Origin of the sequence: Candidatus Thiodiazotropha sp. CDECU1 (genome assembly GCF_963455295.1) — a bacterium.
Lineage (GTDB): Bacteria > Pseudomonadota > Gammaproteobacteria > Chromatiales > Chromatiaceae > Thiodiazotropha.
The window spans coordinates 703446-729864 of record NZ_OY734020.1 but is presented as its reverse complement, the minus strand read 5'-3'; the positions used below and the strand labels follow the sequence as shown (position 1 = coordinate 729864).

Sequence of the window (26419 nt, the reverse complement as noted above, 5' to 3'; positions counted from 1 at the left end):
CCCGCTATCATGTGCCTCAATCTATAGATGACCATATGATCGAAAGAAGGAGGGCAAGGTATGTCTCACAAAGGGATTCTCGTTACCGGCGGTGCTGGCTATATCGGCAGCCACACAGCCCGTCAGTTAGGCGAGGCCGGCGAGAAGCTGGTTACCCTGGACAATCTATCCACCGGGTTTCGTCAAGCCGTACTTCATGGCGAGCTTGTCGAAGGCAATACCGGCGACCCGGAGTTGGTGAGCCGTATATTGAAAGACTACGATATCGATACCGTACTCCATTTCGCTGCCCACACCATCGTACCGGAATCGGTGGAGAATCCTCTCAAGTACTACGCCAACAATACCTGTAATACCAGAAACCTCCTGGCCTGCTGTGCCGAGGCCGGGGTGAAAAATTTCGTTTTTTCATCCACTGCAGCCGTATATGGCACACCCGAGTCGGGTGTTGCCTATGAAGAGGCCCCCACCAATCCAATCAATCCCTACGGCACCTCCAAGCTGATGTCGGAAATGATGCTGCGAGATCTAGCGGCTGCCAGTGACATGCGCTATGTGGCATTACGCTATTTCAATGTTGCAGGTTGCGATCTTGAAAGCCGCATCGGCCAGTCGACACCTAAGGCGACACTATTGACCAAGGTGGCCTGCGAAGCCGCGGTGGGGAAACGTGAAGCGGTGTATATCTTCGGCACCGACTACCCCACCAAAGACGGCACCGGGGTACGCGATTACATTCATGTGGAAGACCTGGCCGACGCCCATGTAAAGGCCCTTGCCTACCTGCGCAAAGGGGGGGAATCGACCACCCTGAACTGCGGATACGGCCATGGTTACTCCGTGCGAGAGTTACTCAAGTCTGTAGAGGATGCCAACGGCGCAGCACTGAATATCATTGAGGCGGAACGACGTGCGGGTGATCCTCCGGAATTAGTCGCCGGTGCGGATAAGGTACGTGAAGTGCTGGGCTGGATGCCCCGCTACGATGACCTGTCGGTTATTGCCAGTTCATCCCTCGCCTGGGAGAAGAAGCAACTGGATTCACCCTGGTCCAATAGCTGACAACGCGCTATCACTGACCATGGAACTGCTGCAAATCCTTCTCCTTGCCACGCTGCAGGGATTGACCGAATTTCTGCCCATTTCAAGCTCAGCACACCTGATCCTGGCACCCGTGGTAACCGGTTACGAGGATCAGGGCCTGGCCTTCGATGTAGCCGTGCACCTGGGCACGCTGGCGGCGGTGGTCGGCTATTTCCGTCACGAGATTATCAGCATAAGCAGTGATTTCTTCCGTTCCTGGTTCAACCCCGCAGCCCGTTCCAGAGAATCGCACCTGGGCTGGATGATCATCATCGCCACCCTGCCAGTCGGCGTGTTCGGCATACTCATGAAATCCCTGGTGGAGACCGATTTGCGCTCCCCCCTGGTGATCGCCATCACCACCATCGGTTTCGGCTTACTGTTACTTCTCGCCGATCGCACCGGCAAGCGTCAGCGGGATGAATATGCAATCCGCTACAAAGATGCATTGGTGATCGGCCTGTTTCAGGCCCTGGCCATCATACCCGGCACCTCCCGCTCCGGCGCCACCATAACCGGCGGACTGTTTCTCGGGCTGACGCGCAAGGCCGCGTCCCGCTTCTCCTTTCTGATCTCGATACCAACCATTCTGATGTCCGGCGGACTGTTGACCCTGGATCTGATCAGCAGCGACACACCCACAGATTGGCTCTCCCTCAGCCTGGGGACAGGGCTCGCCTTCATCACTGCCTATCTCTGCATCCACTACTTCCTTCGCTTTATCGAAACAATGGGCATGTTACCCTTTGTTATCTACCGTTTGATCCTAGGTGGTCTGATCTTGCTGTTCCTGGTCTGATTCAGCACCAGGGTGATGGGCGCGACAGCTAGTGAACCCGGCAACCTTATTCTATAATCGACTATTCTTGATAGAGAGATTGTCACATCCTCAAACTCAATCTGGATAGCTAGTACAACACCACCTGAGCATGGAAGTAGGGTTCAATATGATTAAGAATTTTCTCCTGACAACCTTGTTAAGCCTGATTATCGTGAGCTGCGGTAGTGACAATGAGATCGACATCAATGAATTTGACGTTAGTGTCTCCGTGGACGACCTGGAGGACGGCCGCGCCCCTATCGATCCAGCCATCAACGACGGCAGATTCGACCTGATCTGGAAAGTGGACGATAACGGCGCTTTCGGCTATACAGCCAATTTTTTTCTCAGTGTTAACAGTAATCTCGACACATCCAATGACATTCTGTTCGGATTCGTCGATTGTGACGCCTTCGGATCATGCGATCACGATACCCGCAATGACGAGGAGTGCTATTTCACCAATGACCTGGTGATGTTCTGCGGTGACGAGGATGACACAACCCAATACGACGTTGATGAGATCGTCGACAGCTTACCCATGGATGCCTATATCATCATCGAGGCATGCACCACTTTTGATTGCACTACGGAGGCGCATCGGATACGCCTGCTGTAGCTGTCCTCAAATCCCAATATAACGTTTGCGTTTGGCGGGTTTCACCTTATCCACGGAGACCAGGATCATGCCATCCGTACAACCGGCGAAATCGGGATCCTTGCCGAAATCGAGAAAACAGACACCGCCTGATTCACACAGATCTGTGTACTGTTTGAACAGGGTTGGAATGGTGATGTTGTACAGGGCCAGTTGGTTTTTCAGCTCCTTCAGATCCCCTTCCAAATCATCTCCACTGAATTGTCTCGAGAACTCCTCCTGGCTTGCCCTATCCAGCTGATAGGGAATTTTGGACTCACCCAGGCGACGCTGGCAGCCATAGTAGTGTTTGTAGAATACCACCATCAGATCACGGGCAGCCTTGGGATAGCGTGCACTGATACTCACCGGCCCGAACATATAGTGTATCTCCGGGTGGTGACACAGATAGCTCCCCAGGCCTTGCCAAAGATAATCCAATGCCCGTGATCCCCAATAGCGGGGCTGAACAAAACTCCGCCCCAGCTCTATCGCCTGTTCTGCATAGGGACGGAAGGCCTCGTCAAAATCGAACAGTGATGTGGTGTAGAGCCCCTTCATTCCCTGCTCGTTGATGATTGGCCCCACCTCACCTATGCGGTATGACCCGACCACCTCCAGGTCATTGTCATCCCACAGCACCAGATGTCGATAGTAGGCATCATACTTGTCGATATCACGACGCCTGCCCGTGCCCTCGCCTACCTTGCGAAAACTCAACTCCCGCAGGCGACCTATTTCACGTATCAAGGCGGAGCCAAGTTCCCACTCCATGAGAATGATCTGTTTGCCATCCCGGGTCTCACCCAACAAGCGCCCTTTGGAGAGCTCCTTTTTCAAGGCCTGGCGCGATTCCGGATGGGCAATACTGCGCTCCGTGGTGAAGATACCCGGTTTGCGCTGGGCCACCCGATAGAAGTGTTTGCGCACCATGCGCACCCGCGCCTTGGGGCGGATACCATCCACATTGAGATGGTCTGCCGGCACCAGTTCACCGATGCGGAAACCAATGGTATTGGAACGCTGGCGGAACATCTCGCCCACCAACAGCAGGGCAGCGATCGGTTTGTAGAGCAGGGAGACGGCATAGAACAGGGGGGAGTTCTTGGCATCGATGAAAATCGGCAGCATGGGGGCTTCGCTGCGGCGGATAAACTGAATAAAACCGTTTTTCCAGCGTACGTCGCGCACCCCGTTGGGACGCAGCCTGGAGACCTCCCCGGCAGGAAAGATGATTACCAGCTCTTCCCGATCCAGGGCCTCATAGACCTGTTTGATTCCCTTGCGACTGGATCCGCCACCCATATTATCCACCGGCAGCAGCAGATCACCCAACGGCTCAAGGGCAGAGAGCAGATCGTTGGCCACCACCCGTATATCGGAACGCACCCGGCTGATCATCAGGATCAGGCTGAGGGCGTCGAGGGCTCCCAAGGGATGATTCGCCACCACCACCACGCGGCCGCTGGGGGGAATATTCTCCATGTCCCGGTTCGAGACCAGATAGTCGAGATCGAAGTACTCCAGCACTTTCTCGATAAAATCGAGTCCCCGTAAACCCTGATTCACTTCCAGAAAGCGGTTGATCTCCCGCTCATGGAACAACATCCGTAACAGGGTCAGCATCGGCTTGGCCAAGAGTTGTGGCTTGTTGTCGAAAAAGCCGGGGAAACGCTCGATTAATACCTGCTCGACATTCAGCACTGCTGCGCCTCCTAAACCTGAAAATGTCGGAAGCATAACCAACCGGGATGACGGTGGATTTGCAGCCAGATGAGCAATTGACTGCAGCCAAGTGATAATTCCATGACAAATGCTACCCAGCACACCAGCTCAATCAGGTAAGGTTTGATCGGAATATAGCCTTCCGCTAATTAATGCAAATATTGATCTCAGCGTAGGGTGCGGCTAGCCGCACCATCAGGTACTTTTCAGCATCGCAAAGGCCTATCTAGAATGTTCAACGGTGCGGCAAGCCGCACCCTACGCATTTAAATACCATTTGCGTTCATTTGCGGACTTCTCATTTTTTAATCTCCTTTTCCACCCGCGAACGTTTATTTACCGGGCTGTTGTGCGATAATTCTCGGTTTTCCGCTGACCAGCAGACAGGTTGGAACCTAAAGATGAGCCAGTCACCCCGCAAGATCCTGATCACCAGCGCCCTGCCCTACGCCAATGGGCCGATCCATATCGGCCACCTGGTGGAGTATATCCAGACCGATATCTGGTCACGCTTCCAGAAGATGCGTGGGCACCAATGCCTCTATGTCTGCGCCGACGACGCCCACGGCACGCCGATCATGCTGCGCGCCCGCCAGGAGGGGATCGAACCTGAAACCCTGATTGCCCGGGTGGCGCAAGAGCACCAGGCCGACTTCGCCGATTTCCGCGTCGGCTTCGACAACTACCACTCCACCCACTCACCGGAGAACCAGGTCTGCGCCAACACCATCTACGAACGCAATCGTGACGCCGGCCATATCGCCAAGCGCACCATCACCCAGGCTTACGATCCGGTAGAACACATGTTCCTGCCCGACCGCTTTATCAAGGGCACCTGTCCCAATCCCAAGTGCGGTGCCGACGATCAGTATGGCGATAACTGCGAGGTATGTGGCTCCAGCTACTCACCGGCAGAGCTGATCAACCCGGTCTCCGCCATCTCCGGTGCGGTACCCGAACAGCGTGAGTCAGACCACTACTTCTTCAAGCTGGCCGACTTCGAAACCATGCTCAAGGAGTGGACCGGCGGCGGCCATGTGCAGAACGAGGTCTCCAACAAACTGGACGAGTGGTTCGAGGCAGGCCTGCAGGAGTGGGACATCTCCCGGGATGCCCCCTACTTCGGGTTCGAGATCCCCGACCATCCGGGCAAGTACTTCTACGTCTGGCTCGACGCCCCCATCGGTTATATGGCCAGTTTCCGCAACCTCTGCGACAGGACCGAGGGACTCGACTTCGACGAGTACTGGGCAAAGGGGAGCGATACCGAGCTCTACCACTTCATCGGCAAGGACATCATCTACTTCCACACCCTGTTCTGGCCGGCGATGCTGCACGGTGCGGGCTTCCGCACCCCCAGCGCAGTCTATGCCCACGGCTTTCTCACCGTGGACGGGGCCAAGATGTCCAAGTCCCGGGGTACCTTCATCAAGGCGCGCACCTACCTGGATCATCTCAATCCGGAATACCTGCGCTACTACTTTGCCGCCAAGCTGGGATCAGGTGTGGATGACATCGACCTCAACCTGGAGGACTTCGCCCAGCGGGTCAACAGTGACCTGGTGGGCAAGGTGGTCAACATCGCCAGCCGCTGCGCCGGTTTCATCAGCAAACGCTTCGGCGGCAAGCTGGCAGACCAGGTCAGCGAGCAGACTCTGTTCAACGAGTTTGTCGCTACCGGCGAAACCATTGCCGTACACTACGAGAAGCGGGAGTTCAGCCGCGCCGTACGCGAGATCATGGCCTTGGCCGACCGCGCCAATCAGTACATCGATGAACAGAAACCCTGGGTGGTAGCCAAGGAAGAAGACAAGGAGGCCGAACTGCAGGCCATCTGCAGCGACGGCCTCAACCTCTTCCGCTTGCTGATCGGCTACCTGCGCCCGATCCTGCCAGGCACCGCCGAGATGGCGGAGGCCTTCTTGCAGATCGAACCCCTGTCCTGGGATCAACTGACCACCCCGCTGACCGGCCATACCATCAGCAAATTCAAACCGCTGATGACCCGGGTAGACCCCAAGCATATCGAGGCCATGCTGGAGCATTCCAAAGAGGATCTGGCGGCACAGGCACCGGACAAGCCGGCCAAACCGGCGGCCGATTCACCCTTGGCCAGGGATCCCATCGCCGACACCATCCAGTTCGACGACTTCGCCAAGCTCGACCTGCGCATAGCCCGTATCGCCAAGGCGGAGCATGTGGAAGGGGCGGATAAGCTGCTGCAGCTGACCCTGGATTTGGGTGGCGAGACCCGCAACGTCTTTGCCGGCATCAAGTCGGCCTATGCGCCTGAAGACCTGGAAGGCAAGCTCACCGTGATGGTGGCCAACCTGGCGCCGCGCAAGATGCGCTTTGGCATATCCGAAGGCATGGTGCTGGCGGCCGGACCCGGTGGCAAGGAGCTGTTCATCCTCAATCCCGACGAGGGTGCACAGCCCGGAATGCGAGTGAAGTAGGGATCGAGATTAGTCCTGAACTGATAGTACAATGCCAGTTAAGTTGATAACAAACAAACAGGAGTTGCCTTCCTATCGGGACGCCTGGAATCAACTTGCGGATAAGATGCAGAGCCCATTGCTGAGGTTTGAATGGTTCTACCACGCTGCAATGGAACTACATCCTGAAGAAGAGATAGCTGTTGCGATCTGTGAAGAAGACAATGCAGTAATTGCGATTGCACCGTTAGTGGTAAGTCGTCATAAGGCCGTACCGACCCTTGAGATAATTGGCGCCAAGAATCTCTATGAACCCACAAACTGGCTGTATGAGAGTGCAGATGCAGTAAGACAGGTTGTCGTCAAAGTCATTCAGTTGGGAATGCCAGTAAGTCTTATACGCATGCCTCAGGATTCAGCGGTAAGACAGGCCTTTGATAAAGTACCAGGATACAAAGGCCTGTTCTTTTATCGCCACTCCACCCCAGCAAATTATTTTGAACCTGATCTGACCGAAGAAACAGATGTTCGCGCTGAGTTATCGGCCCTGTTGTCTTCCAGCCGTCGCAACGATTTAAAGCGGACTCGAAAGCAACTGGAGAAAATCGGAACAGTAAACATTGAAGTGATCAATCCGGATACGTCCAATCTGGATCATCACTATCAAAGACTCATGAAAGTGGAACACGCAAGCTGGAAAGGCAAGGAAAACAGTTCACTGTTGGCGAATAAATCAATGCAACGTTTTTTCCAGGACTACTCTCGTGACATGTCAGCCATATCCAAGGTAAGGATTTTCTTCTTGACGGTGGGTGAAGATGATGCCGCCATGTATTTGACCATCCAGCATGCCTCAGCACTCTGGATACTAAAAATCGGGCATGACGAGCGTTTCCATAAAATGTCACCCGGTTTTCAAATGGCCATGGAAACCATCATCTATGCTGCTGAACAAAAGCTGGAACGATATGAATTTCTCGGCTGTGAGGAGAGTTGGCAGTCTATGGTGCCAATCAAACAACATCAACTGGGCACCTATCTGTTTATCCCGGTCAGCGTTAAGGGGTTTATCTATTTCACCAAACTGGTTACGCATCTGATTAAAGGCAAATTACATAGATAGGTCAGCTTAGGCGTTTTCCTTGCGCGCCCCATCTCCTGTTCCACCCATATTCCATATACCTTGCTGCATGTCACAACTAAACATATCACTCTATCAGCCCTTGCTGTAACAGAATGCAGCCAAGACGCACCGCGTTGTTCGACAAAAATCCATAATAGTGCGCCACAACAATTTTCAGTACGAGTTAAGCTATATCCAATGCTGGTTCAGACCAAGGTGAGATCGGGTTTATTCTTTCCCGACCCACATCTTCTGATGTTCAAAGACAATTCTTGTTGCAACGTATAGCCAGATAACCTGAGAAAGTGCTCACCCCTTCGCTGCTTCCAGCGCCTGGCTGATATCGGCAATGATGTCATCCACATGCTCAATCCCGATAGAGAGACGCACCATATCGGCACTCACACCCGCGGTCGCCAACTCCTCTTCGTTGAGCTGACGATGGGTGGTGGATGCAGGATGACAGGCCAGGGACTTGGCGTCGCCGATATTCACCAGACGCAGGATCATCTGCAAGGCGTCGATGAAACGTGCGCCCGCCTCTATGCCCCCCTCGATGCCGAAGCTGAGGATGCCCGAGGCCTGGCCCTTGGTGATCTTCCGGCAGCGCTCGTAGTGGGGGCTCTCCGGCAGGGCGGCATAGTTGACCCACTTCACCTGGGGCTGCTGTTTCAGATACTCCGCCACCTTAAGGCTGTTCTCGCAGTGGCGTTCCATGCGCAGACCGAGGGTCTCCAGGCCCTGCATGATGAGGAAGGCATTGTGAGGCGAGATTGCCGAGCCGGTATTGCGCAGGGGCACCACCCGACAGCGGGCGATATAGGCCGCCTCTCCCAGGGCCTCGGTGTAGACCACCCCGTGGTAGGAGGGATCGGGCTCGTTGAGCATGGGGAAGCGCTCCTTGTTGGCCACCCAGTCGAACTTGCCGGAGTCGACGATGATGCCGCCCACAGAGGTACCGTGGCCGCCGATATATTTGGTCAGGGAGTGGACGATGATGTCGGCCCCATGTTCGAAGGCACGGCAGAGATAGGGGGTCGCCACGGTATTGTCAACGATCAGGGGCACCCCATGGCGGTGGGCGATCTCGGCCAGCCTCTCCAGGTCCACCACGTTACCGGCCGGGTTGCCGATGGATTCACAGAACAGCGCCCGGGTTCTGTCATCGATCAGGCCCTCCAGTTTCTCGTATTCATCGAAGGAGGCCATGCGCACCTCGATGCCCTGCCGCGGGAAGGTGTGGGCAAAGAGGTTGTAGGTGCCACCGTAGAGTTGGCTGGTGCTGACGATATTGTCACCGCTCATGGCGATGCACTGGATGGCATAGGTGATGGCCGCCATCCCCGAGGCCACTGCCAAGGAGCCTATCCCCCCCTCCATCTCGGTCAGGCGTTGCTCCAGCACTGCCGTGGTAGGGTTCATGATCCGGGTGTAGATGTTGCCGGCCACTTTCAGATCGAACAGGTCAGCACCATGTTGCGTATCGTCAAAGGTATATGAGGTGGTCTGATAGATTGGAACCGCAGCTGCCTTGGTGGTGGGTTCCGATGCGTAGCCGGCATGTAGCGCCAATGATTCTAGTTTCATGATTACTCTTCATCCTCAATCTTTGGTAATGGCTTGTTTTTAATCACCCCGGTTGAGCATGGAATTATGCACCCCGGAGAGTGCTTTTTTTTTGAATTTTCTGCCCCTCGCGGGAGTGCTGGCCTGTAATTCGGGCCTGAAACACTAATTTTATTCACCACATTCCGCGCCATTTGCGGCATATCAATGCGGTATATGGCATAGATACGCATAGTAGCGTGAAATTACCCATTACACACGAGTTGTAACGATTCCAACAGCCGCTTATCCTTACGCCATAACGCATTTTTCGGTCTTTTTTATGCAAGAGTACGCCCTAATCCTGATCAGCACCGTGCTGGTGAATAACTTTGTCCTGGTGAAATTTCTGGGATTGTGTCCATTCATGGGCGTTTCGCGCAAGCTGGAAACGGCGACCGGTATGGGCCTGGCCACCACTTTTGTGCTCACGCTCTCCGCCATCTGCTCCTATCTGGTCAACGAGTATCTGCTGATTCCCCTGGGCTTGGAGTTCCTACGCACCATCGCCTTCATCCTGGTAATCGCAGTAGTGGTCCAGTTCACTGAGATGGCCATGCACAAAACCAGTCCCATGCTGTATCAGGTTCTGGGTATCTTCCTACCGCTGATAACCACCAATTGTGCCGTACTTGGAGTGGCCCTGCTCAATACCCAGGAACAACACGGTTTCATCGAATCAGCACTCTACGGATTTGGCGCTGCGGTGGGCTTCTCTCTGGTCCTGGTACTTTTTGCCGGTGTTCGCGAGCGGGTTACCGTCGCGGATGTCCCTGAACCCTTGCAAGGCAACGCAATCGCATTGATTACTGCCGGATTGATGTCCATGGCATTCATGGGCTTCGCGGGATTGGTCAGCGTGTAAGGAACACCAATCGATGTTAGTTGCCATCTTCACCATCTCAGCCCTTGCCGCCCTGTTCGGCCTGCTGCTGGGTTATGCCAGTATTCGTTTTCACGTGGAAGGGGACCCGATTACCGATCAGATCGAAAAGCTGTTACCCCAGACCCAGTGCGGTCAGTGTGGCTTTGCCGGCTGTCGACCCTATGCAGAGGCCATTGCCGGGGGTGAATCAGAGATCAATCTCTGTCCCCCAGGCGGTGAAGCGACCATGATTGCGCTGGCTGACCTTCTGGGGCGGGATCCCGTACCCCTGGATGCAGATACTACCCAAGAGAAAGCGAAAGCCATCGCCCTGATCAAGGAGCAGGAGTGTATCGGCTGCACTCTCTGCCTACAGGCTTGTCCGGTGGACGCTATTATTGGCGCCGCTAAACAGATGCATGTTGTCATAACCGATGAATGCACCGGTTGCGAGCTTTGCCTGCCCCCCTGCCCCGTCGACTGCATAGTGATGGAGCCGATCCCAGTAAGCACAGGCAACTGGCGCTGGCCCTTTCCATACAGCGGTGTGCAAGCGATCGCAACCTCCGAAGTGCTCGAGAAGGCGGGCTGAATCCCATGTATGTTGAATCGAAAAAAGGCAAGACCAGGGAGCTTTGGCGATTTCACGGCGGTCTGCACCTAGCGGAGAAAAAAGAGATCTCACTGCAAAAACCGTTGCAACGCGCCACCCTGCCGAACCGACTGGTACTGCCTCTGCAACAGCATATCGGTGTCCAGGCACAACCCCTGGTTGCTGTCGGAGACAAGGTGCTGAAGGGACAGGTCATTGCCAACTCAACAGCCCCTGTCTCCGCACCCCTACATGCATCCACCTCGGGTGTGGTGGTTGATATCGGCGAACATAGGGTTCCTCATCCTTCTGGATTGGTGGATCAATCCATCGTCATCGAACCGGATGGTAATGACACATGGGGGGAGCTACCCGACCCGATCACCGATTTTCGATCCGCCGACAGCCAGGTTTTGCGCCAACGTATACGCGAATCAGGCATCGTGGGCATGGGTGGCGCCACTTTCCCTTCCGCGATAAAACTCAATCCGGGCAAACCGATCAAGACCCTGATCATCAATGGCGCCGAGTGCGAACCCTATATCACCTGCGACGACAGATTGATGCAGGACTATGCACAACGGGTCATGGCAGGTGCACGCATACTACAGCATATGCTGCAGAGTGAAGAGTGTCTGATCGCCATCGAGGACAATAAACCCGAAGCGATCCTTGCCATGTTCCAGGAGTTGCGCGAAGAGGAGAATATAGAGGTTGTGCGGATACCGACCCTCTACCCGAGCGGTGGTGAAAAACAGTTGATCAGGATCCTTACCGGACGTGAGGTCCCCACATCCGGATTGCCCGCCCAGGTGGGTGTGATCTGCCACAATGTCGCCACAACCGCAGCTGTAGCGGATGCGGTACTCGAAGGTCGACCATTGGTATCCCGCATCGTGACAGTCACCGGGGAAGGGATCCGGGAACCGGGCAACTTTGAGGCCCCGCTGGGTATACTCGCCGGTGATCTGATCGCCCAGGCAGGCGGCTACATGGAAAAACAGCCGCAGCAATTGATCCTGGGTGGTCCCATGATGGGATTCGACTTGACCACTGATCAGGTACCGATAACCAAGGGAGCCAACTGTCTGCTCTGCCCGACCGCCCACGAGAGCCCTCCGCCGCAACCGGCCAGGGCATGCATCCGTTGTGGACGCTGTGCAGACGTCTGCCCGGCAAATCTGTTGCCACAGCAGATGTATTGGTACAGCCGTGCCAAGGATCTGGACAAGGTTCAGGATTACAACCTGTTCGACTGTATCGAATGCGGCTGTTGCTCCCATGTCTGCCCATCCCATATACCCCTGGTCCAGTACTATCGTTATGCCAAGGCAGAGAGTTGGGCACAGGAGAAGGAGCGGCGCAAATCCGAGCACGCCAAACAGCGGCACGACTTCCGGGTCTCACGTCTGGAGCGACTGGAAGCCGAACGCAAAGCAAGATTGCGTAAAAAGAAACAGGACCTTAAGAGTAAGCCTGCGGCCAAAAAGGGTGACAAACCCAAGCAGGAGACTAGTGCAGAGGATGCCAAACAAGCGGCCATCGAAGCAGCCATGAAAAGAGCGGCCGAGAAAAAGGCCAAGCAGCAACATACACCAAAAAACACCGATAACCTGACATCTGCCCAACAGGCGCAGATAGAGGCGGTCGATAATAGACGCAAGGTTGCCAACAAGGAGAGTGAGCAACAACAGGAGCATCCTGAATAATGGAATTCCATACCACCAGCTCACCCCACACCAAGCACATCAATCGGGTCGATAAGGTGATGCTGCAGGTCGTATTGGCACTTATCCCGGGGATCCTTGCCTTGATCTTCTATTTCGGCTGGGGGGTGCTGATCAATATTATATTGGCTGTCCTCGCCGCAACCGCCTTCGAGGCGCTGGTAATCAAGCTGCGAAAACGCCCCGTACTTCCGGTATTGTCAGATCTAAGCGCAATTGTCACCGCGCTGCTTTTCGCCATTGCAATCCCTCCCCTGCTACCCTGGTGGCTGGTAATTCTGGGCATGGCCTTCGCCATCATCATGGTCAAACAGATGTATGGTGGCCTGGGTTACAACCCCTTCAACCCCGCCATGGCTGCCTATGTCCTGTTGCTGATCTCCTATCCAGTGGAGATGACCAGTTGGCTGCCACCTTTCATTTTGGCTGAGCAACCGCTCAATCCATCACAAATCCTGGCTTACAAGTTTAGCGGTGTTCTCCCGCATCAGGTGACGCTGGATGCCATCACAATGGCCACACCACTGGATCAGATGCGCACCAATCTCGACCTCAACCATATGATCAGTGAAATCCGGAAAAGCCCGTTGTGGGGAGATTTTGGCGGACTGGGCTGGGAGTGGGTTGGTAACTGGTTCCTTATGGGGGGTATCTGGATGGTCTATAAACGTACCATCACTTGGCAGATCCCCCTGGCGTTTCTTTCCGGCCTGATCGGCATGGCCACACTCTTCTGGCTGTTCGATGCCGAGAGCTTTCCATTTCCACTGTTTCATCTGTTCAGTGGTGGAGCCATTCTCGGCGCCTTCTTTATCGCAACCGACCCGGTAACCGCCTGTACCACCCGTGCCGGTCAGTTGATCTATGGTGCCTCAATCGGGGTGCTTGTGTATATCATTCGTACCTGGGGTGGGTATCCGGACGCCGTGGCCTTTGCGGTTCTGCTGATGAATATGGCAGCACCGACAATCGATTACTATACCCGCCCACGAACCTATGGGCATGGCGAGGTGAAGCGTGAATAAACAACATGCCATATTTATCGCGGCCGCAATACTTGCATCCTTTGCCATATTAGGTACATCGCTGGTAACCCTGACCCATGCCTTCACCAAGGAACGTATCGCACTGAACGAGCGTGAAACCCTATTGCGTTCACTACACGCCCTTGTACCGCCGGAAAGCATCGACAACGACATGATCGCTGATGTGATCACGGTAAGTGCGCGTGATCTGCTCGGCTCAGATGCGACGACTGTCTATCGGGGCCGCAAGCTGGAACAGCCGGTCGCCACGGTATTGACCAGCATCGTACCCAACGGTTACAGCGGACCGATCAAACTGCTGGTGGCAGTCCGATACGATGGCACATTGGGTGGCGTAAGAGTGATCAGCCACAAGGAAACCCCTGGTCTGGGCGACAAGATAGAAGAGTCCCGTTCCGACTGGGTATATAGCTTCAACGGCAAATCACTAACAAATCCAGGATTGAAAAAATGGGGGGTCAAACGGGATGGCGGGGTATTCGATCAATTCACAGGCGCCACAGTGACGCCACGCGCCATTGTCAAAGCGGTAAAACAGACGCTGTTATATGTGAAAGACCACAAAGATGCGCTCTATGATCGTTCCGCAGCGATTCAGCAAGAGGGGTAAGCGATGGCCGAAATAAGATACCGTGACCTTATCAACGAAGGACTGTGGCACAACAACCAGGCACTTGTCGCCCTGCTTGGCCTGTGCCCACTCCTGGCCGTGAGCAATACAGCCATCAATGGCCTTGGCTTGGGGCTTGCGACCACAGCGGTCCTGGTTGCTTCAAATACCACTGTCTCTCTGATACGTAATTTCGTACGTCCGGAAGTGCGCCTACCTGTGTTTGTCCTGGTAATAGCCTCATTCGTCACCGCCATAGAATTGGCTATGAATGCCTATTTCCATGAGTTGCACAAGATACTCGGTATCTTCATCCCATTGATCGTCACCAACTGCATCATCATCGGCCGGGCCGAGGCCTTTGCATCCAAAAACAACCTCTCCCGCTCACTGGTGGACGGCATCAGTATCGGTATCGGTTTCACATTGGTACTGCTTACCCTAGGTGCGATGCGAGAACTGATTGGGCAGGGAACCCTATTCGATCAGGCACACCTGATGTTTGGTGAGGCTGCACATGGCCTCACCATCAGGATTGAAAATTTTCCAGGTATGCTGATAGCGATACTTCCCCCTGGCGCGTTTATCGGATTGGGACTGTTGATCATGTTCAAGAACCTGATCGACCAACGCCTCGCCGCCAGGGCGGTTGAGAAATCAGACTATCCCGAAGGCGCCGAAGGCATAGCAAATACATAGCACCTTTAAACTTTGTCAGGCCGCAACATGCGAGTGCATCGATTCTTCACTTCTCAAAATCTGCAGAGGGATTCGCAGATTACCCTTGAGGAGGACCCGTCACACCATATTCACCAGGTATTGAGACTTCGCTCTGGAGATGATGTTGTCCTGTTCAACGCGAATGGCGAAGAGCATGCCGCAACCCTTATTCAGGTCAGCAAACAACAGGTAGTGGCCAGCATCGGTGAAGCACTCCGGCATGAAGCGGAAAGCAGATTGGCGATTCACCTCCTGCTTGGCTTATCCCGCAGCGAGCGCATGGATTTCGCCATCCAGAAGGCAACCGAACTTGGGGTGAGTCGAATAACACCGCTCTTAACCGAGCGCTGCGTGGTCAAGCTGAATGAGAAAAAGAGCGCCAGTCGGCTGATTCATTGGCGCCGCATCATTATCAATGCCTGTGAGCAGTCGGGACGCTGCCGCATACCAGTCATCGATAAAGCGTTGGAGTATGGGGATGCATTGAGCCATACCGAGGCCGGAACCTCTATTTTGCTCGATCACCGCAGCCAATTGACTCTGCATCAGATAGAGCCTCCCCAAACCAATCTCTGCATACTCATTGGTCCCGAAGGAGGACTGACCAGTGGGGAGCGCCAATTCGCGGTGCAGAAGGGTTTTATCGGGATTCGCCTGGGCCCGCGGATCATGCGTACCGAAACAGCGCCACTGGCAAGCATAGCCGCCGCACAAACGCTTTGGGGTGATTTCTGCAACTGAAGTTCAACCGATATGCGGTGTCTCCAGGTAAGCGGCTGATTGCATCTCTTTCAAACGGCTCGCCGTACGCTTGAACTCAAATGTCAGGCGGGTACCTGTATAGAGTCTTTCCGGTTGATCCTCCGCACTCAGAACCAGATTGACCTTTTGGTCATAAAAAACATCCACCAGATTTATAAAACGTCGCGTGCGATCATCCCAGGTGCCATCGAGATAGGGAATATCCGAGATAAACACCGTATGGTGACAGCGCGCCAACTCAAGGTAGTCGTTCTGCCAGCGCGGGGGACCACACAAGGCATTGAAGTCACACCAGATAACACCGTTGGCACGCTTGACAAACCGGATCGGCCGACCCGGGACGGAAAAGCGCTCCCTGCTCACTATCTCACCACTTACCAGACGCCCGAACTCCCGACTCATCTTTTGCGCCGCGTTGTCGCCTAATGGCGTATGGTAGACGGTTGACTCCTCGAACAACTGCAGTCGGTAATCATCGTCTCCCATCAACTCAATCACATGATTGTTTCGTTTCAGGATATCGATGGCAGGCAGAAAGCTTTCACGCTGTATACCCCCAGGATAGAGTTCATCGGGATGACGATTGGAGGTTGTCACCAGAGTTATTCCCGATTTTTCCAATGCTGCCAGCAGGCCTCGCATCAACATTGCATCGCCGATATCGATAACGTTGAACTCATCGAAACACAACACCCGCATTCGGTGCGTCATTTCATCAGCGATCAATTCCAGTGGCGCACTTTCACCCTCGAGCTGCTGCAACTGTTTATGGATTTGCCGCATAAAACTGTGAAAGTGGTGGCGTTCGACACCGACTTCCTTGTAGTGTGTAAAGAACAGATCCATCAACCAGGTTTTACCCCGGCCCACTCCTCCCCAAAGATAGATACCCTCTACCGGTATCTCCCGCTTTTGCCAAAACCAACCACTGGATCTTTTTTTCCGCTGCAATTCCCTTGCGAGCCGATCGAAGGCGGTGACTACAGCCTCCTGATGGGAGTCAGGTTTAAAACCGTTTTTTTGCAGCTGCTCTGTGTAGCGTCGATGAAGAGACAAGGGGAATGAATAGGAGGCAGGTATCAGGTTGCGACATCTATAACTTGTCGCTCGATCTCATCCAGGTCAGGTATCATTGCCGGACTCAGGTCCAACTCAACCTGCTGTTTAATCAGCGGATCAAGATCATCTTCGGGATTGACCGGCGTGACGTTGTTGGCACCCACTCTGACAAGGCTTGGAATGGCCTGAACCAGTAGGCCTATATGGGTAATCCTTTCATGCTGGCCCAGCGTATTCATGACCATGATTCTGCCACGATTCCCGGGTATAACCACCCGGTCTCCAAGCATACCCTCGAAAGAGACGATTGGAATGACCACACCCCGCCAGACATAACTCCCCACGAACCAATCCGGCCTTCCCGCTTCTGGCGGTTCCGGTTGCTGAAATCCAATCACTTCGGCAATGACTGCATTGGGCAATAGGAGTTGTCGTTCATGGAGTGGAATGAGGACACTTCTGACCTCCTTGACAGCGGTTTCGCTCATGATCTGCTTTCCGCCAGGACTTCGTTGATATTATCCAGCAACTCGCTCTCTTGGTAGGGTTTTCCAAGGCAGCGCTTGACGCCCAGATCCACTGCGCGTTTACGGTGCTTATCACCCACTCGAGAGGAGATCATGATGATCGGTAAGCCATAGTAATCGACAGAGTTGTTAATATGGCGCGCCAACTCGAAGCCATCCATGCGCGGCATCTCGATATCCAGCAACATTATATCTGGCACCTGTTCCTGTAAAAGCGCAACGGCTTCCACACCATCCTTTGCGGTAACCACTTCCATATCATGCCGTTCAAGCAAGCGGCTGGTGACTTTACGCACGGTGATGGAGTCATCCACCACCATAACCCGCAATTGATCCTCAACCCGCTTCTCCGGTTTCTCGCTGACCAGGCTGAGCGGAGATGTTGCGTGGGTAGCATCCATACGCACCAGGGCAGCGAGATCAAGAATCAGGGCAACCCTGCCATCGGCAAGAATAGTGCCGCCGGTAATCCAGCGTACACTACCAACCTGTTTACCCAGCGACTTGACTACGACCTGTCTGCTTCCAAGCAGTTCGTCGACCTGTAATGCTGCCTGATGATCGCCTGTTTGCAATAACAATAGAGGCAGCCAGCGTGTCGTTTCAGGTATATCATGCTTGCCCATCCCCATCATACTGCCAAGGTAATTCACCTTGTAGTTCTTAGCGCCGTAATTAAAACCTTTACCCCCTCCCTCGTAACATGCCAGCAGCTCTTGACGGCGAATCCTCACCACACCCGAAATGCTGCCATGGGGAACTGCATAGATCTCTTCCCCGGCACGCACCAGCAGGGCATCTGAGATTGCCAGGGTTAGTGGCAACCTGATGATAAAACTGGTTCCGCGACCAGGTTGGGAATCGATCTCCAGAGATCCACCCAGCTGTTTAACCTCACTGGTCACCACATCAAGGCCGACGCCACGCCCCGAGATCTGAGTAACCTCTTTGGCGGTACTGAACCCTGGCAGCAATACACATTGAATCAGGTCATCGTCGCTAATCTCGGCGTTGGCATCGATCATGTTCTGTTCCAACGCACGCTTGCGGATCGCTTCGATATCCAATCCTCTTCCATCATCGGAAAGAGTGATCAGTACATCGGTCGCCTCGCGATCGAGATAGAGGGAAACTCTGCCTACCTCCTGTTTCCCGGCCTTCTGTCTATCTTCGGGAAATTCGACACCGTGCGAAACCGAATTACGCAACAGATGTTCAAGCACCGGCACCATTCGATTAAGGATGCTTCGATCCAATTCACCTTCAACGCCAAAACACTCAAGATTGGCCTTCTTGCCCAATTGACCCGCGGTCTGACGGACCAGGCGCTGCATCCTCGGTACCAATTGCGCGAACGGCACCATACGGGTACGCAGCAGACCATCCTGGAGATCGGTGGAGATGCGCGACTGTTGCAGCAGAAGTGTGTCTGTTTCACGCTGCAGGTCTCGCAGTGATTCATTGATGTTCCCTAGGTCATTGACCGTCTCCATCAAGGCCCTTGAGAGCTGCTGCATGGTAGAAAATCTATCCAGTTCGAGTGGGTCGAACTCGGTCTTTTCGCGATCATCTTCATGCTCGCGTTCCCAGCGGTAGATGATCTGTGCCTCGGTTTCTATTTCCAGGTTTCTCAATTGAGTATGCAATCGAGATACAGTCTGTTCCAACTCTGACAGGTTGAACCCAAGCACACTGTTCTGTTGTTCCAGTCTTGCCCTGTAGATACTCACTTCACCCGCATGATTAACCAGGCGATCCATGAGATCCGCATTGACACGCACCTGCTCCTTGGTAGGCTTAAAACTCTCCTCATCCTCTTTCTTGTCCGGTTCGAGCAGCTTTGCAATCTCTTCGTTGAACGGAAGCACTGTTGCCGATTCAACAGTCTCTACCTTTTCCAATTGCTCGCTGACTTCGCTTTCCTGCACTTCCTGGATCGCTTCAACCAAATCCGCATGAGAAGGTGTAGGCTCTCCACCAAGCAAGTTTTGCAATTGCTCTACCTCGGTGTCCGAGGCGGGAACTTTACCGGATTTTGCAATTGTATCGATCTGTTGAGCCAAGTGATCAATGGCATGCCTTAACGCATCTGTGACCATATCAATCGGATCGATCTCTTTTTCAACGATGGCTGTCATCACCGACTCGATGGAGTGACTGAGATCACCCACCGGCATGATACCGGCCAGTCGCGCACTACCTTTCAAGGTGTGAAGATTTCGTTGCACGCCTTCGATTGCAGCATGATCTTCGACATTTTCGAACCATTGCTGGTAACTGCTCTCGATATGTTCGATGAACTCCTTCGCCTCTTCGATGAAGATCTGTATCAGCTCTTCATCTTCTCCCACATCCAGTAGCACATCATCATGCGCGAGCATGAAAGAATCATCAGTTTGCTCGGCTGCCTGCTCATTTACACCATCAATATTGAAGCTCTCGAACGGAATTTCCAGGTCTTCCTCACTTGGAGCTGCTTCATCTACCTCATCAACACTCTCTTCAAACTCTTCCAGTTCATCCTGTACTTCCGGATCTAAGAGTTCTTCAATCGAATCCTCTTCCAATGATACGCTATCGATAATTTCCTGGATCCGCTCTATCAACAAATCAGCTCGATGAATCTTACCGGTGGTTGCGACATCATCTATTTGAGTGGCAATTAAATCGATTGCCTGTCGTGTGACTCCAAATACGCTATCTGTAGCTTCTATCTGCCCCCTGACCACTGCGTTCAGCAAAGACTCCATTGCATGACTAAGGTCACCCACAGGTTCGATCCCGGCCAGGCGTGAACTTCCCTTGATGGTGTGCAACGTCCGTTGCATCCCATCCAGACCTTTATGGTCAGCCCGATTCTCATTCCAGAGTTTATAATTCTCCTCCAGGGCTTCCAGCAATTCACGTGACTCCTCCAAGAAGATCTCAACCAGCTCCGGATCCTCACTCACTTCGAACAGATCTCCATCATGGAGAAAGCTCATCGGCTCATCATAGTATGAGGAGGTGTCTACCGCTTCCACCTGTTCAGCATCAAGACTCGATTCCTCATCCTGGAGAGACTCATCATCGAGGATTTCATCCTCTGCCTCGATAAGCTGCATCTCCTCCTCAAATGACTCATCCTCGCCTTCACTCTGCGCAGTCTCCTGCAGGCCCGTACTGGTGACAGGGGCCTCCAGATCGGATAGCAGTTGGGTTGAGTAGCGCAGCTTCCCTTCTCGTTCGGTGTCATCGACCTGGGTCGCCAGGATATCCAAGGTCTGACGCACCATGTTCTGTAGGGACGATTCCGGCTTGATCTCTTCGCGGGATATGCGTTCGAAAAAGTTTTCCAGACTATGGCTTAAATCTCCAATTGGATTGATGCCCGCTAATCTGGAACTCCCTTTAAGGGTGTGCAGTGAACGCTTGAATTCGTCCACGACACTGCCGTCCAGGGGTGATTCAATCCAATTGTTATAGCACTGCTCGAGATTCTCCAATATCTCCCGTCCCTCTTCGACGAAGATCTCAACTAGTTCCTCATCCCCATCAACCTCAAACAGGTCTTCGTCTAGCTGGTAACTTGGCAGGTTCACCAGGTTGGATTCATTCACCTCCTGAGCTGAATCCTCATGAGATTCGGACAGTTCAATCTCCACCTCGTCAGGCTGCGAATCTTCATCCAATTGAAATGGCACGATATTGTCGTCGACAACCGGCTCCTCGAGTTCCCCGGTCGCAGACTCGTTCATCAGCTCTACATCAGCAGCTTCCCCACCTTCCTCAACAGGCAGTTCAAGTTCAGCTTCTGACTCGGAGCCCAATTCATCTATCACCGGCGTCTCGGGCGCGACAGGTTCAGACTGCGCTTCGGTTATTGCCAGCTCCTCACCCTCCAGCTGTTCTCGCGCGCTCCGCAAGCCACTAATGTAGGTGTCTATATGGGGTTCTGGCAGGCTCTCTTCCGGCAACCAGCTGAGTAGCTTCCGAATGTACCCAACGCTACCGCCAATCAGTTCAAGAACGCTTTCATCGGCAACATGTCGACCCTCATGCAAGACTCTGGCATAGGCTTCCATTGCATCGCTGAGCATAGCGATTGGCGATATACCCGCCATATGCGCACTGCCATGCAGGGTATGGCAGGCACGCACTACTTCTTCCGGTATCAGTACCTCTGTTTTCCCGTCTCTTACCCCATTGATGAATTGCTCTATCTCAAGCAGATGCTCCTCAGACTCTTCAGCAAATACATCGAGCAGCTCTGAATCTATCTCGATCTCTAAATCAGAATCGGTGAAATCCTCGAGTAAATCCTCCTCGGTCATCTGTTCCGAAACTGGCTCTTCAACATCCGTGGCTGCTTCTATTACAGGGTTATCGGTATCACTATCCTGTTCAGAATCGAGACCTGAAAAATCAGACCTGTCGGTATCTATTTCCAGGCTGGAGAGGTCGTCGAGCAGGGTTTCAAATTCCTGTTCAGACTCAGTTCCGCTATCAGCCGCTTCCACCTCCGCTTGTTCATCCTGAGCAACCAGACTGGAAGCTTCACTCAAGGCATCTTCAACTATTTCTGACGGTTGTGTATCCGTATCAATTAGAGGTTCTGCATCGGCCGTTGGCATGGGTTTGCCCTCTGCCAACGCATAGGCCTGACGCTGTATAAACTCAACATCAATATCGGGATAAACCCCCCTCTCCTGACAGCTGATCAGCTCGGGTAGTGAATCGACCACTCGATTCAACAGATCCATCATGTCCGGGTTGACCTTGATGGTCTCATCGATCAAGCGGTTCAACATATTTTCAACCGCCCAAGCCAACTCACCGATCACCTTTGCACCAACCAGGCGTCCACTTCCCTTCAGTGTATGGAAGGAGCGTCGAAACGTATTCAGTGCTTCTCTGTTATTCTGATCCCGTTGCCACTGTGGCAGGTATTCCCGGATTGCCTCCAACTCTTCTTGGGCCTCTTCAGTGAAGATTTCAAGAATCTCAGGATCGATGTCCTCGAGCACCGGTTTATCCACCGAGGCAATTTCTGGTTCTGGTTCTGGTTCTGGCTCTGGCACACGAACTTCCGCCTCTTGCTCAGGCGCCGAACCCTCACCTTGCAGCGGAATGATTTCGACCTCTGGCTGTGGCTGTTCAATCTGCAGACTGCTTTCACCCAGCTCAAGATCAGAGACCTCTTCCTCATCCAGCTCAATGCCTTCTGTGTGATCGGCCGACTCTTCAAGTTGGATATTTTCCGCCGGCTGGGTATATGGCGTAACCTGGACACCACTCACTTTTTGCAGATCATTCAATGCAGCCTGAGCGATTGCCAGGATCTCCTGACGATTACCGGCGCCGTCAACCAGAGTCTCAAGATAGTACTCAATACTACTAACCACATCCGCCAGCGAATTTAGTTGCTGACGTTCCGGAATGTGTTCGCCTTCGATCAGATAGGATTGTACAAACACACCTGTATGAGACATCAAATCAGCAGCCTCACGCAGGTTGAGCATATTCAGTGCACCTTCCACCCGTCTGAAACACTCGTAGACGTTGTGTAAAACCGAAATGTTATCCGTGGCCTCAGTGAAGCTGATGATCGCCTCCTTGGCCTTGGCAATCTCTACCTTTGCTTCTCTGACTGTCTGCTTGATCAGGTTCTGATATTCGCCATCTGGGAGCGTCTGCCCCAACTCTTCTTCGCTTGGCGCTTCCTCCCTGGCTGGCTGGAATGTATGCAGGGTACTGAGGGATGACTCCACATACAGAATATCTCCCGCCATCTCCATGAGTTCAAACTCTTCGGGCGAGATTTCCTGTTCAACAAAATTCTTTACCTTATCTGCTTGCCGGATTAGCCGTGACCGCAATGCACCTTGACCGATCATGCCAAGGGTATCCGCCAGTTTCCTGATTGGGGCCTCCAGATGTCCCAGCATCTCCATGTCGGGCTTTTCATCCCGCATGAATAGATCGAGAATATCCTTGATACGGGTCAATTCATTACCAACCGCATCCTTGATCGATTCCGCCAATTCCGCATTGGAACCGGTCAAACCCAATCTGCCTTCTGTCAATTCAGCCTCACTGGGCATGACAGAATCCAAGTTATAGGCTTCTTTAATCTCTTTGATCAACGGGTCATCGGATTGCGCCCGTGCAATGTAATAGAGCAGATTCTTCAGCAGTGCCTCAGGTGGCTTCTCGACCAGCGCCTGCTCACCACCATCGATAATCGCTTTCACCTTACGATCGAGACGACTGAACAGCTGCTTGACGGCGATGCCGGGGGCGATTGTTCCATCGATCAGGCCATGCATCAGGCCTTCTGCCACCCAGAACAGATGGTGTGCCGATTCAGTCCCTGCATGCTGATGCAGGGTGGCAAAAACATCTCGCAACAGCGGCCAGCCATGAACGGTATCCCGTTTACGATACCAACTAAGCAAGCCTAAATGATATTTCTGCCTGATTTGTCTGGCGTATTTCGGTAACTCATCATTGACGTCACCAGTAGCCCTTGCCGTATCTATCTCAGGTTTGAACAGCGCCGCTTCCGACAGCAGCGGAGCATCCCGTACTGCGCGCAGATCATTCAGCAAAGGCAGAATAATCATTGGAATGTCCGCATCACCGCCCTGTAACTTCTCCAGGTAATCGGGTAGCTGAATAAGCGCCAACATCAAGGCCTCGGCTGCATCCTCCTCCTGCCTGACGACACCCTCCGCCATGTCTCGGACCACCAGCTCCATCTCTTCGGTGAGCATGCTGGGTCCATATACCTGAACCATTTGCAACACCCTGGCAATCTGATGCAGATGGTCACCACAGATAGCAAGTGAACTGCCGTCTCCCGGTGACTCTACGTGGGCTTCAAGGGCCTGTCGGGCATGCCGAATGGAGACATCCAACTCATCCTTGACCCAATTCAGAGCACCAAAATCTTGCGCATTACTCATACTTGGCGCACTCCAATCAGAATGGTGGATGGGATAATTATGGCCATTCGCAAATGCTCATGCATCGATCGAAGTTCTCCGCCTTTAGGACGGCAACCGGAAACCAGCAACAGACTTCTGCAACTGATCGGAGAGATCAGCCAACATACCGATCGAGTTAGCCGTTTGATGGGTGCCTTCAGATGTCTGGTTGGTGATCTCCTGAATAACACTCATGGTATCCTTGACAGTCACCGACTGAGATGACTGATCCTGTGCAGATGAGGAGATCTTACCTGTCAGGTCGGCGATATATTGGGATACACTTTCAATCTCTTTCAGCGCTTCACCAGCATCCTCTGCCAATGTTGCCCCCTTGACAACACCTGAGGTACTCGCCTCCATTGAGGTTACCGCCTCGTTGGTATCAGCCTGAATGGTTTTAACCAGGGCCTCAATCTGTTTGGTGGCGTTGATTGAACGTTCAGCAAGACGCTGTACCTCGTCCGCAACCACCGCGAAACCGCGACCCGCTTCACCGGCCATGGCCGCTTGCATGGCTGCATTCAAGGCCAGAATATTCGTCTGGTCAGCAATATCATCGATCAGTTCGACGATATCACCGATCTCTTGTGAACTCTCACCCAGACGCTTGATACGTTTTGAGGTTTCCTGGATCTGTTCACGAATATTGTCCATACCGGTGATGGTATTGCGCACGGTGTCCGCACCTGTACTGGCGATCTCCACCGAGCGTTTGGCAACTTCCGCTGACTCGGTAGCATCCTGGGACATCTGATCAATGGCCTGGGTCATCGTCTTGATCGACTCATTGGCCTGAGTGATCTGCTCCGCTTGATGCTCACTGGCCTCGGCGAGATGCATGGCAGTGGCGCGACTCTCTTGGGTAGCGCCGGATACCTGTTCAGAGGTGGTATTGATGGTGGTTACCAGTTCCCGCAAGGCTTCAATAGCGTAGTTGATGGAGTCGGCAATCGCACCGGTAATGTCTTCGGTAACACTTGCTGTAACGGTCAAGTCACCATCCGCCAGATCGCCCATCTCGTCGAGCAGCTGGAGGATAGCTTTCTGGTTTGCTTCGTTCTGTCTCTTACTTGCCTGCTCCCGACGTTGTGCATCCATAATCAATTGCACACCCAACACCACCAGAAACAGTACCGCCGCCGCACCGAACACAGCGATCATCCCGGGGCCTGCCTTTATTCCAAGGATTGAGAAACGTCCCGGAGACTCACCAAATGCCGCGATCAACTCTTCTGCTGCATTACTCACACTATCGGATGAACCGTTGACCACGGATGCCGCCTCAAGGGCGGGCAGTACATCAGGGATATTGCTGATAATCTCAGTCGAATTGTCGTTTATTGTCGCAAACAAGGTGGAGACATCCGCCAGTCTCTGCTTGGCGATTTTGTCAGTAACCTTAGCAATACCCAACTCTTTATCGCCATTGATCAATCCCTGCAGGATACGACCGAAATAATCGGCATCTCGGCTGAATTGGTCAATCGCAGCAGCGGTCTCCTGACCGCCTTCAAGCACCAGATTTACATTCGAGTTGATGCGTTGGATCAACATCTCCTGTTCAGTGGCGATATAGATTTGACGCCTTGGCGCATTACTGTTGATCAAAACCTCAGCCAATTCTTCTGACAACTCCTGCAACTGGGGAACGAACTCAGATATGATCGCCGAGAACTCATCGATCGCCAGAATATTCTCCTGGGCTTTTACAATTTCATCGATATTCCCCTTCAGTTCCAGCCAGCTGTTTTCCAGACTCCGCAATGCCGGCATAACCTCAATGGGTGAAGCCGGAAGCCCCTCGCTCTTGGCACCATTTTTCAGCTCCCACATGATATTGTCGAAGCGGTCTCGACTCTGCTTCAAAGGCACGAAGGATTGGAGCTCACCACGAGCAGCGGAAATCGCATACTTTGCAATTCGCTGAGCCAGTACCTGCTGCTCGGCAGCACGGATAAGGTACTGCTCGTCATAGGACTCACGCTGGGTGGTGTGCAAGAAAGTTACGAGTGCAAGGACTAGACTCACCAAAACCAGTACGGCAAATATGGTGATTACCTTGTTGGAGGGCAACGTACTACCCGCGCGTCTACCTTTCATTCTAAATTCTCC

Annotated in this window: 18 protein-coding genes; 12 read left to right on the top strand and 6 right to left on the bottom strand. The window is 53.3% G+C overall.

Features of this window, described 5'->3' with window-relative positions:
* Positions 1–60: 60 nt before the first annotated feature.
* The 3 genes from galE (at position 61) to R2K28_RS03340 (ending at position 2522) form a co-directional block, all read left to right on the top strand.
* Positions 61–1062, top strand: a complete 1002-nt coding sequence (gene galE / locus R2K28_RS03350; RefSeq protein ID WP_316367986.1) for a UDP-glucose 4-epimerase GalE — start codon at positions 61–63, stop codon at positions 1060–1062.
* Between the two features lie 19 nt (positions 1063–1081).
* Positions 1082–1882: an undecaprenyl-diphosphate phosphatase gene (locus R2K28_RS03345; RefSeq protein WP_316367985.1), complete on the top strand. Its 801-nt coding sequence runs from the start codon at positions 1082–1084 to the stop codon at positions 1880–1882.
* A gap of 148 nt (positions 1883–2030) precedes the next feature.
* Entirely contained in the window at positions 2031–2522 is a 492-nt protein-coding gene (locus R2K28_RS03340; protein ID WP_316367984.1) for a hypothetical protein, read from the top strand.
* Between the two features lie 6 nt (positions 2523–2528).
* On the opposite strand, the gene R2K28_RS03335 is transcribed toward R2K28_RS03340, so the two are convergent.
* Positions 2529–4244, bottom strand: a complete 1716-nt coding sequence (locus tag R2K28_RS03335; RefSeq protein ID WP_316367983.1) for a lysophospholipid acyltransferase family protein — start codon at positions 4242–4244, stop codon at positions 2529–2531.
* A gap of 422 nt (positions 4245–4666) precedes the next feature.
* On the opposite strand from R2K28_RS03335, the gene metG reads away from it, so the two are divergent.
* Both metG and R2K28_RS03325 read left to right on the top strand, forming a co-directional pair.
* On the top strand, positions 4667–6721 hold the full coding sequence (metG, locus tag R2K28_RS03330; protein ID WP_316367982.1) for a methionine--tRNA ligase: 2055 nt from the start codon (positions 4667–4669) through the stop codon (positions 6719–6721).
* A 31-nt stretch (positions 6722–6752) separates the two neighbouring features.
* Positions 6753–7823: a GNAT family N-acetyltransferase gene (locus R2K28_RS03325; RefSeq protein WP_316367981.1), complete on the top strand. Its 1071-nt coding sequence runs from the start codon at positions 6753–6755 to the stop codon at positions 7821–7823.
* 309 nt (positions 7824–8132) lie between these two features.
* Here R2K28_RS03325 and R2K28_RS03320 read toward each other — a convergent pair whose 3' ends face one another.
* A complete protein-coding gene (locus R2K28_RS03320) occupies positions 8133–9410 on the bottom strand; it encodes a bifunctional O-acetylhomoserine aminocarboxypropyltransferase/cysteine synthase (protein WP_316367980.1) in 1278 nt (425 codons plus the stop codon).
* Positions 9411–9711: 301 nt separating this feature from the next.
* On the opposite strand from R2K28_RS03320, the gene rsxA reads away from it, so the two are divergent.
* From rsxA to R2K28_RS03285, 7 genes are read left to right on the top strand one after another with little or no spacing between them, the layout of a single operon-like run.
* Positions 9712–10293, top strand: a complete 582-nt coding sequence (gene rsxA / locus R2K28_RS03315) for an electron transport complex subunit RsxA (protein ID WP_116446371.1) — start codon at positions 9712–9714, stop codon at positions 10291–10293.
* A gap of 13 nt (positions 10294–10306) precedes the next feature.
* Entirely contained in the window at positions 10307–10885 is a 579-nt protein-coding gene (rsxB, locus tag R2K28_RS03310; RefSeq protein WP_316367977.1) for an electron transport complex subunit RsxB, read from the top strand.
* A gap of 5 nt (positions 10886–10890) precedes the next feature.
* Positions 10891–12594: an electron transport complex subunit RsxC gene (gene rsxC, locus R2K28_RS03305; RefSeq protein WP_316367975.1), complete on the top strand. Its 1704-nt coding sequence runs from the start codon at positions 10891–10893 to the stop codon at positions 12592–12594.
* On the top strand, positions 12594–13637 hold the full coding sequence (rsxD, locus tag R2K28_RS03300) for an electron transport complex subunit RsxD (RefSeq protein ID WP_316367974.1): 1044 nt from the start codon (positions 12594–12596) through the stop codon (positions 13635–13637). Before rsxC ends, rsxD begins: the two co-directional genes overlap by 1 nt.
* Complete coding sequence (rsxG, locus tag R2K28_RS03295; protein WP_316367972.1) at positions 13630–14268, top strand: electron transport complex subunit RsxG; 639 nt, start codon at positions 13630–13632, stop codon at positions 14266–14268. The genes rsxD and rsxG overlap by 8 nt, the downstream gene beginning before the upstream one ends.
* A gap of 3 nt (positions 14269–14271) precedes the next feature.
* Positions 14272–14967, top strand: a complete 696-nt coding sequence (locus tag R2K28_RS03290) for an electron transport complex subunit E (protein WP_316367971.1) — start codon at positions 14272–14274, stop codon at positions 14965–14967.
* A 27-nt stretch (positions 14968–14994) separates the two neighbouring features.
* Positions 14995–15729, top strand: a complete 735-nt coding sequence (locus R2K28_RS03285; protein ID WP_316367970.1) for a 16S rRNA (uracil(1498)-N(3))-methyltransferase — start codon at positions 14995–14997, stop codon at positions 15727–15729.
* Between the two features lie 3 nt (positions 15730–15732).
* Here R2K28_RS03285 and zapE read toward each other — a convergent pair whose 3' ends face one another.
* From zapE to R2K28_RS03265, 4 genes are all read right to left on the bottom strand, one after another.
* On the bottom strand, positions 15733–16806 hold the full coding sequence (zapE, locus tag R2K28_RS03280; protein WP_316367969.1) for a cell division protein ZapE: 1074 nt from the start codon (positions 16804–16806) through the stop codon (positions 15733–15735).
* Positions 16807–16829: 23 nt separating this feature from the next.
* A complete protein-coding gene (locus R2K28_RS03275) occupies positions 16830–17297 on the bottom strand; it encodes a chemotaxis protein CheW (protein WP_316367968.1) in 468 nt (155 codons plus the stop codon).
* Entirely contained in the window at positions 17294–24283 is a 6990-nt protein-coding gene (locus R2K28_RS03270; RefSeq protein WP_316367967.1) for a hybrid sensor histidine kinase/response regulator, read from the bottom strand. The genes R2K28_RS03275 and R2K28_RS03270 overlap by 4 nt, the downstream gene beginning before the upstream one ends.
* An 84-nt stretch (positions 24284–24367) precedes the next feature.
* Positions 24368–26407, bottom strand: coding sequence for a methyl-accepting chemotaxis protein (locus R2K28_RS03265; RefSeq protein ID WP_316367966.1), 2040 nt, complete (start codon positions 26405–26407; stop codon positions 24368–24370).
* Positions 26408–26419 lie beyond the last annotated feature (12 nt).

Bases quoted from the DNA above. Each gene is read 5' to 3' on its own strand.
- galE (WP_316367986.1), top strand. From the start codon at position 61: ATGTCTCACAAAGGGATTCTCGTTACCGGCGGTGCTGGCTATATCGGC.
- R2K28_RS03345 (WP_316367985.1), top strand. From the start codon at position 1,082: ATGGAACTGCTGCAAATCCTTCTCCTTGCCACGCTGCAGGGATTGACC.
- R2K28_RS03340 (WP_316367984.1), top strand. From the start codon at position 2,031: ATGATTAAGAATTTTCTCCTGACAACCTTGTTAAGCCTGATTATCGTG.
- metG (WP_316367982.1), top strand. From the start codon at position 4,667: ATGAGCCAGTCACCCCGCAAGATCCTGATCACCAGCGCCCTGCCCTAC.
- R2K28_RS03325 (WP_316367981.1), top strand. From the start codon at position 6,753: ATGCCAGTTAAGTTGATAACAAACAAACAGGAGTTGCCTTCCTATCGG.
- R2K28_RS03320 (WP_316367980.1), bottom strand. From the start codon at position 9,410: ATGAAACTAGAATCATTGGCGCTACATGCCGGCTACGCATCGGAACCC.
- rsxA (WP_116446371.1), top strand. From the start codon at position 9,712: ATGCAAGAGTACGCCCTAATCCTGATCAGCACCGTGCTGGTGAATAAC.
- rsxB (WP_316367977.1), top strand. From the start codon at position 10,307: ATGTTAGTTGCCATCTTCACCATCTCAGCCCTTGCCGCCCTGTTCGGC.
- rsxC (WP_316367975.1), top strand. From the start codon at position 10,891: ATGTATGTTGAATCGAAAAAAGGCAAGACCAGGGAGCTTTGGCGATTT.
- rsxD (WP_316367974.1), top strand. From the start codon at position 12,594: ATGGAATTCCATACCACCAGCTCACCCCACACCAAGCACATCAATCGG.
- R2K28_RS03290 (WP_316367971.1), top strand. From the start codon at position 14,272: ATGGCCGAAATAAGATACCGTGACCTTATCAACGAAGGACTGTGGCAC.
- R2K28_RS03285 (WP_316367970.1), top strand. From the start codon at position 14,995: ATGCGAGTGCATCGATTCTTCACTTCTCAAAATCTGCAGAGGGATTCG.
- R2K28_RS03275 (WP_316367968.1), bottom strand. From the start codon at position 17,297: ATGAGCGAAACCGCTGTCAAGGAGGTCAGAAGTGTCCTCATTCCACTC.
- R2K28_RS03270 (WP_316367967.1), bottom strand. From the start codon at position 24,283: ATGAGTAATGCGCAAGATTTTGGTGCTCTGAATTGGGTCAAGGATGAG.
- R2K28_RS03265 (WP_316367966.1), bottom strand. From the start codon at position 26,407: ATGAAAGGTAGACGCGCGGGTAGTACGTTGCCCTCCAACAAGGTAATC.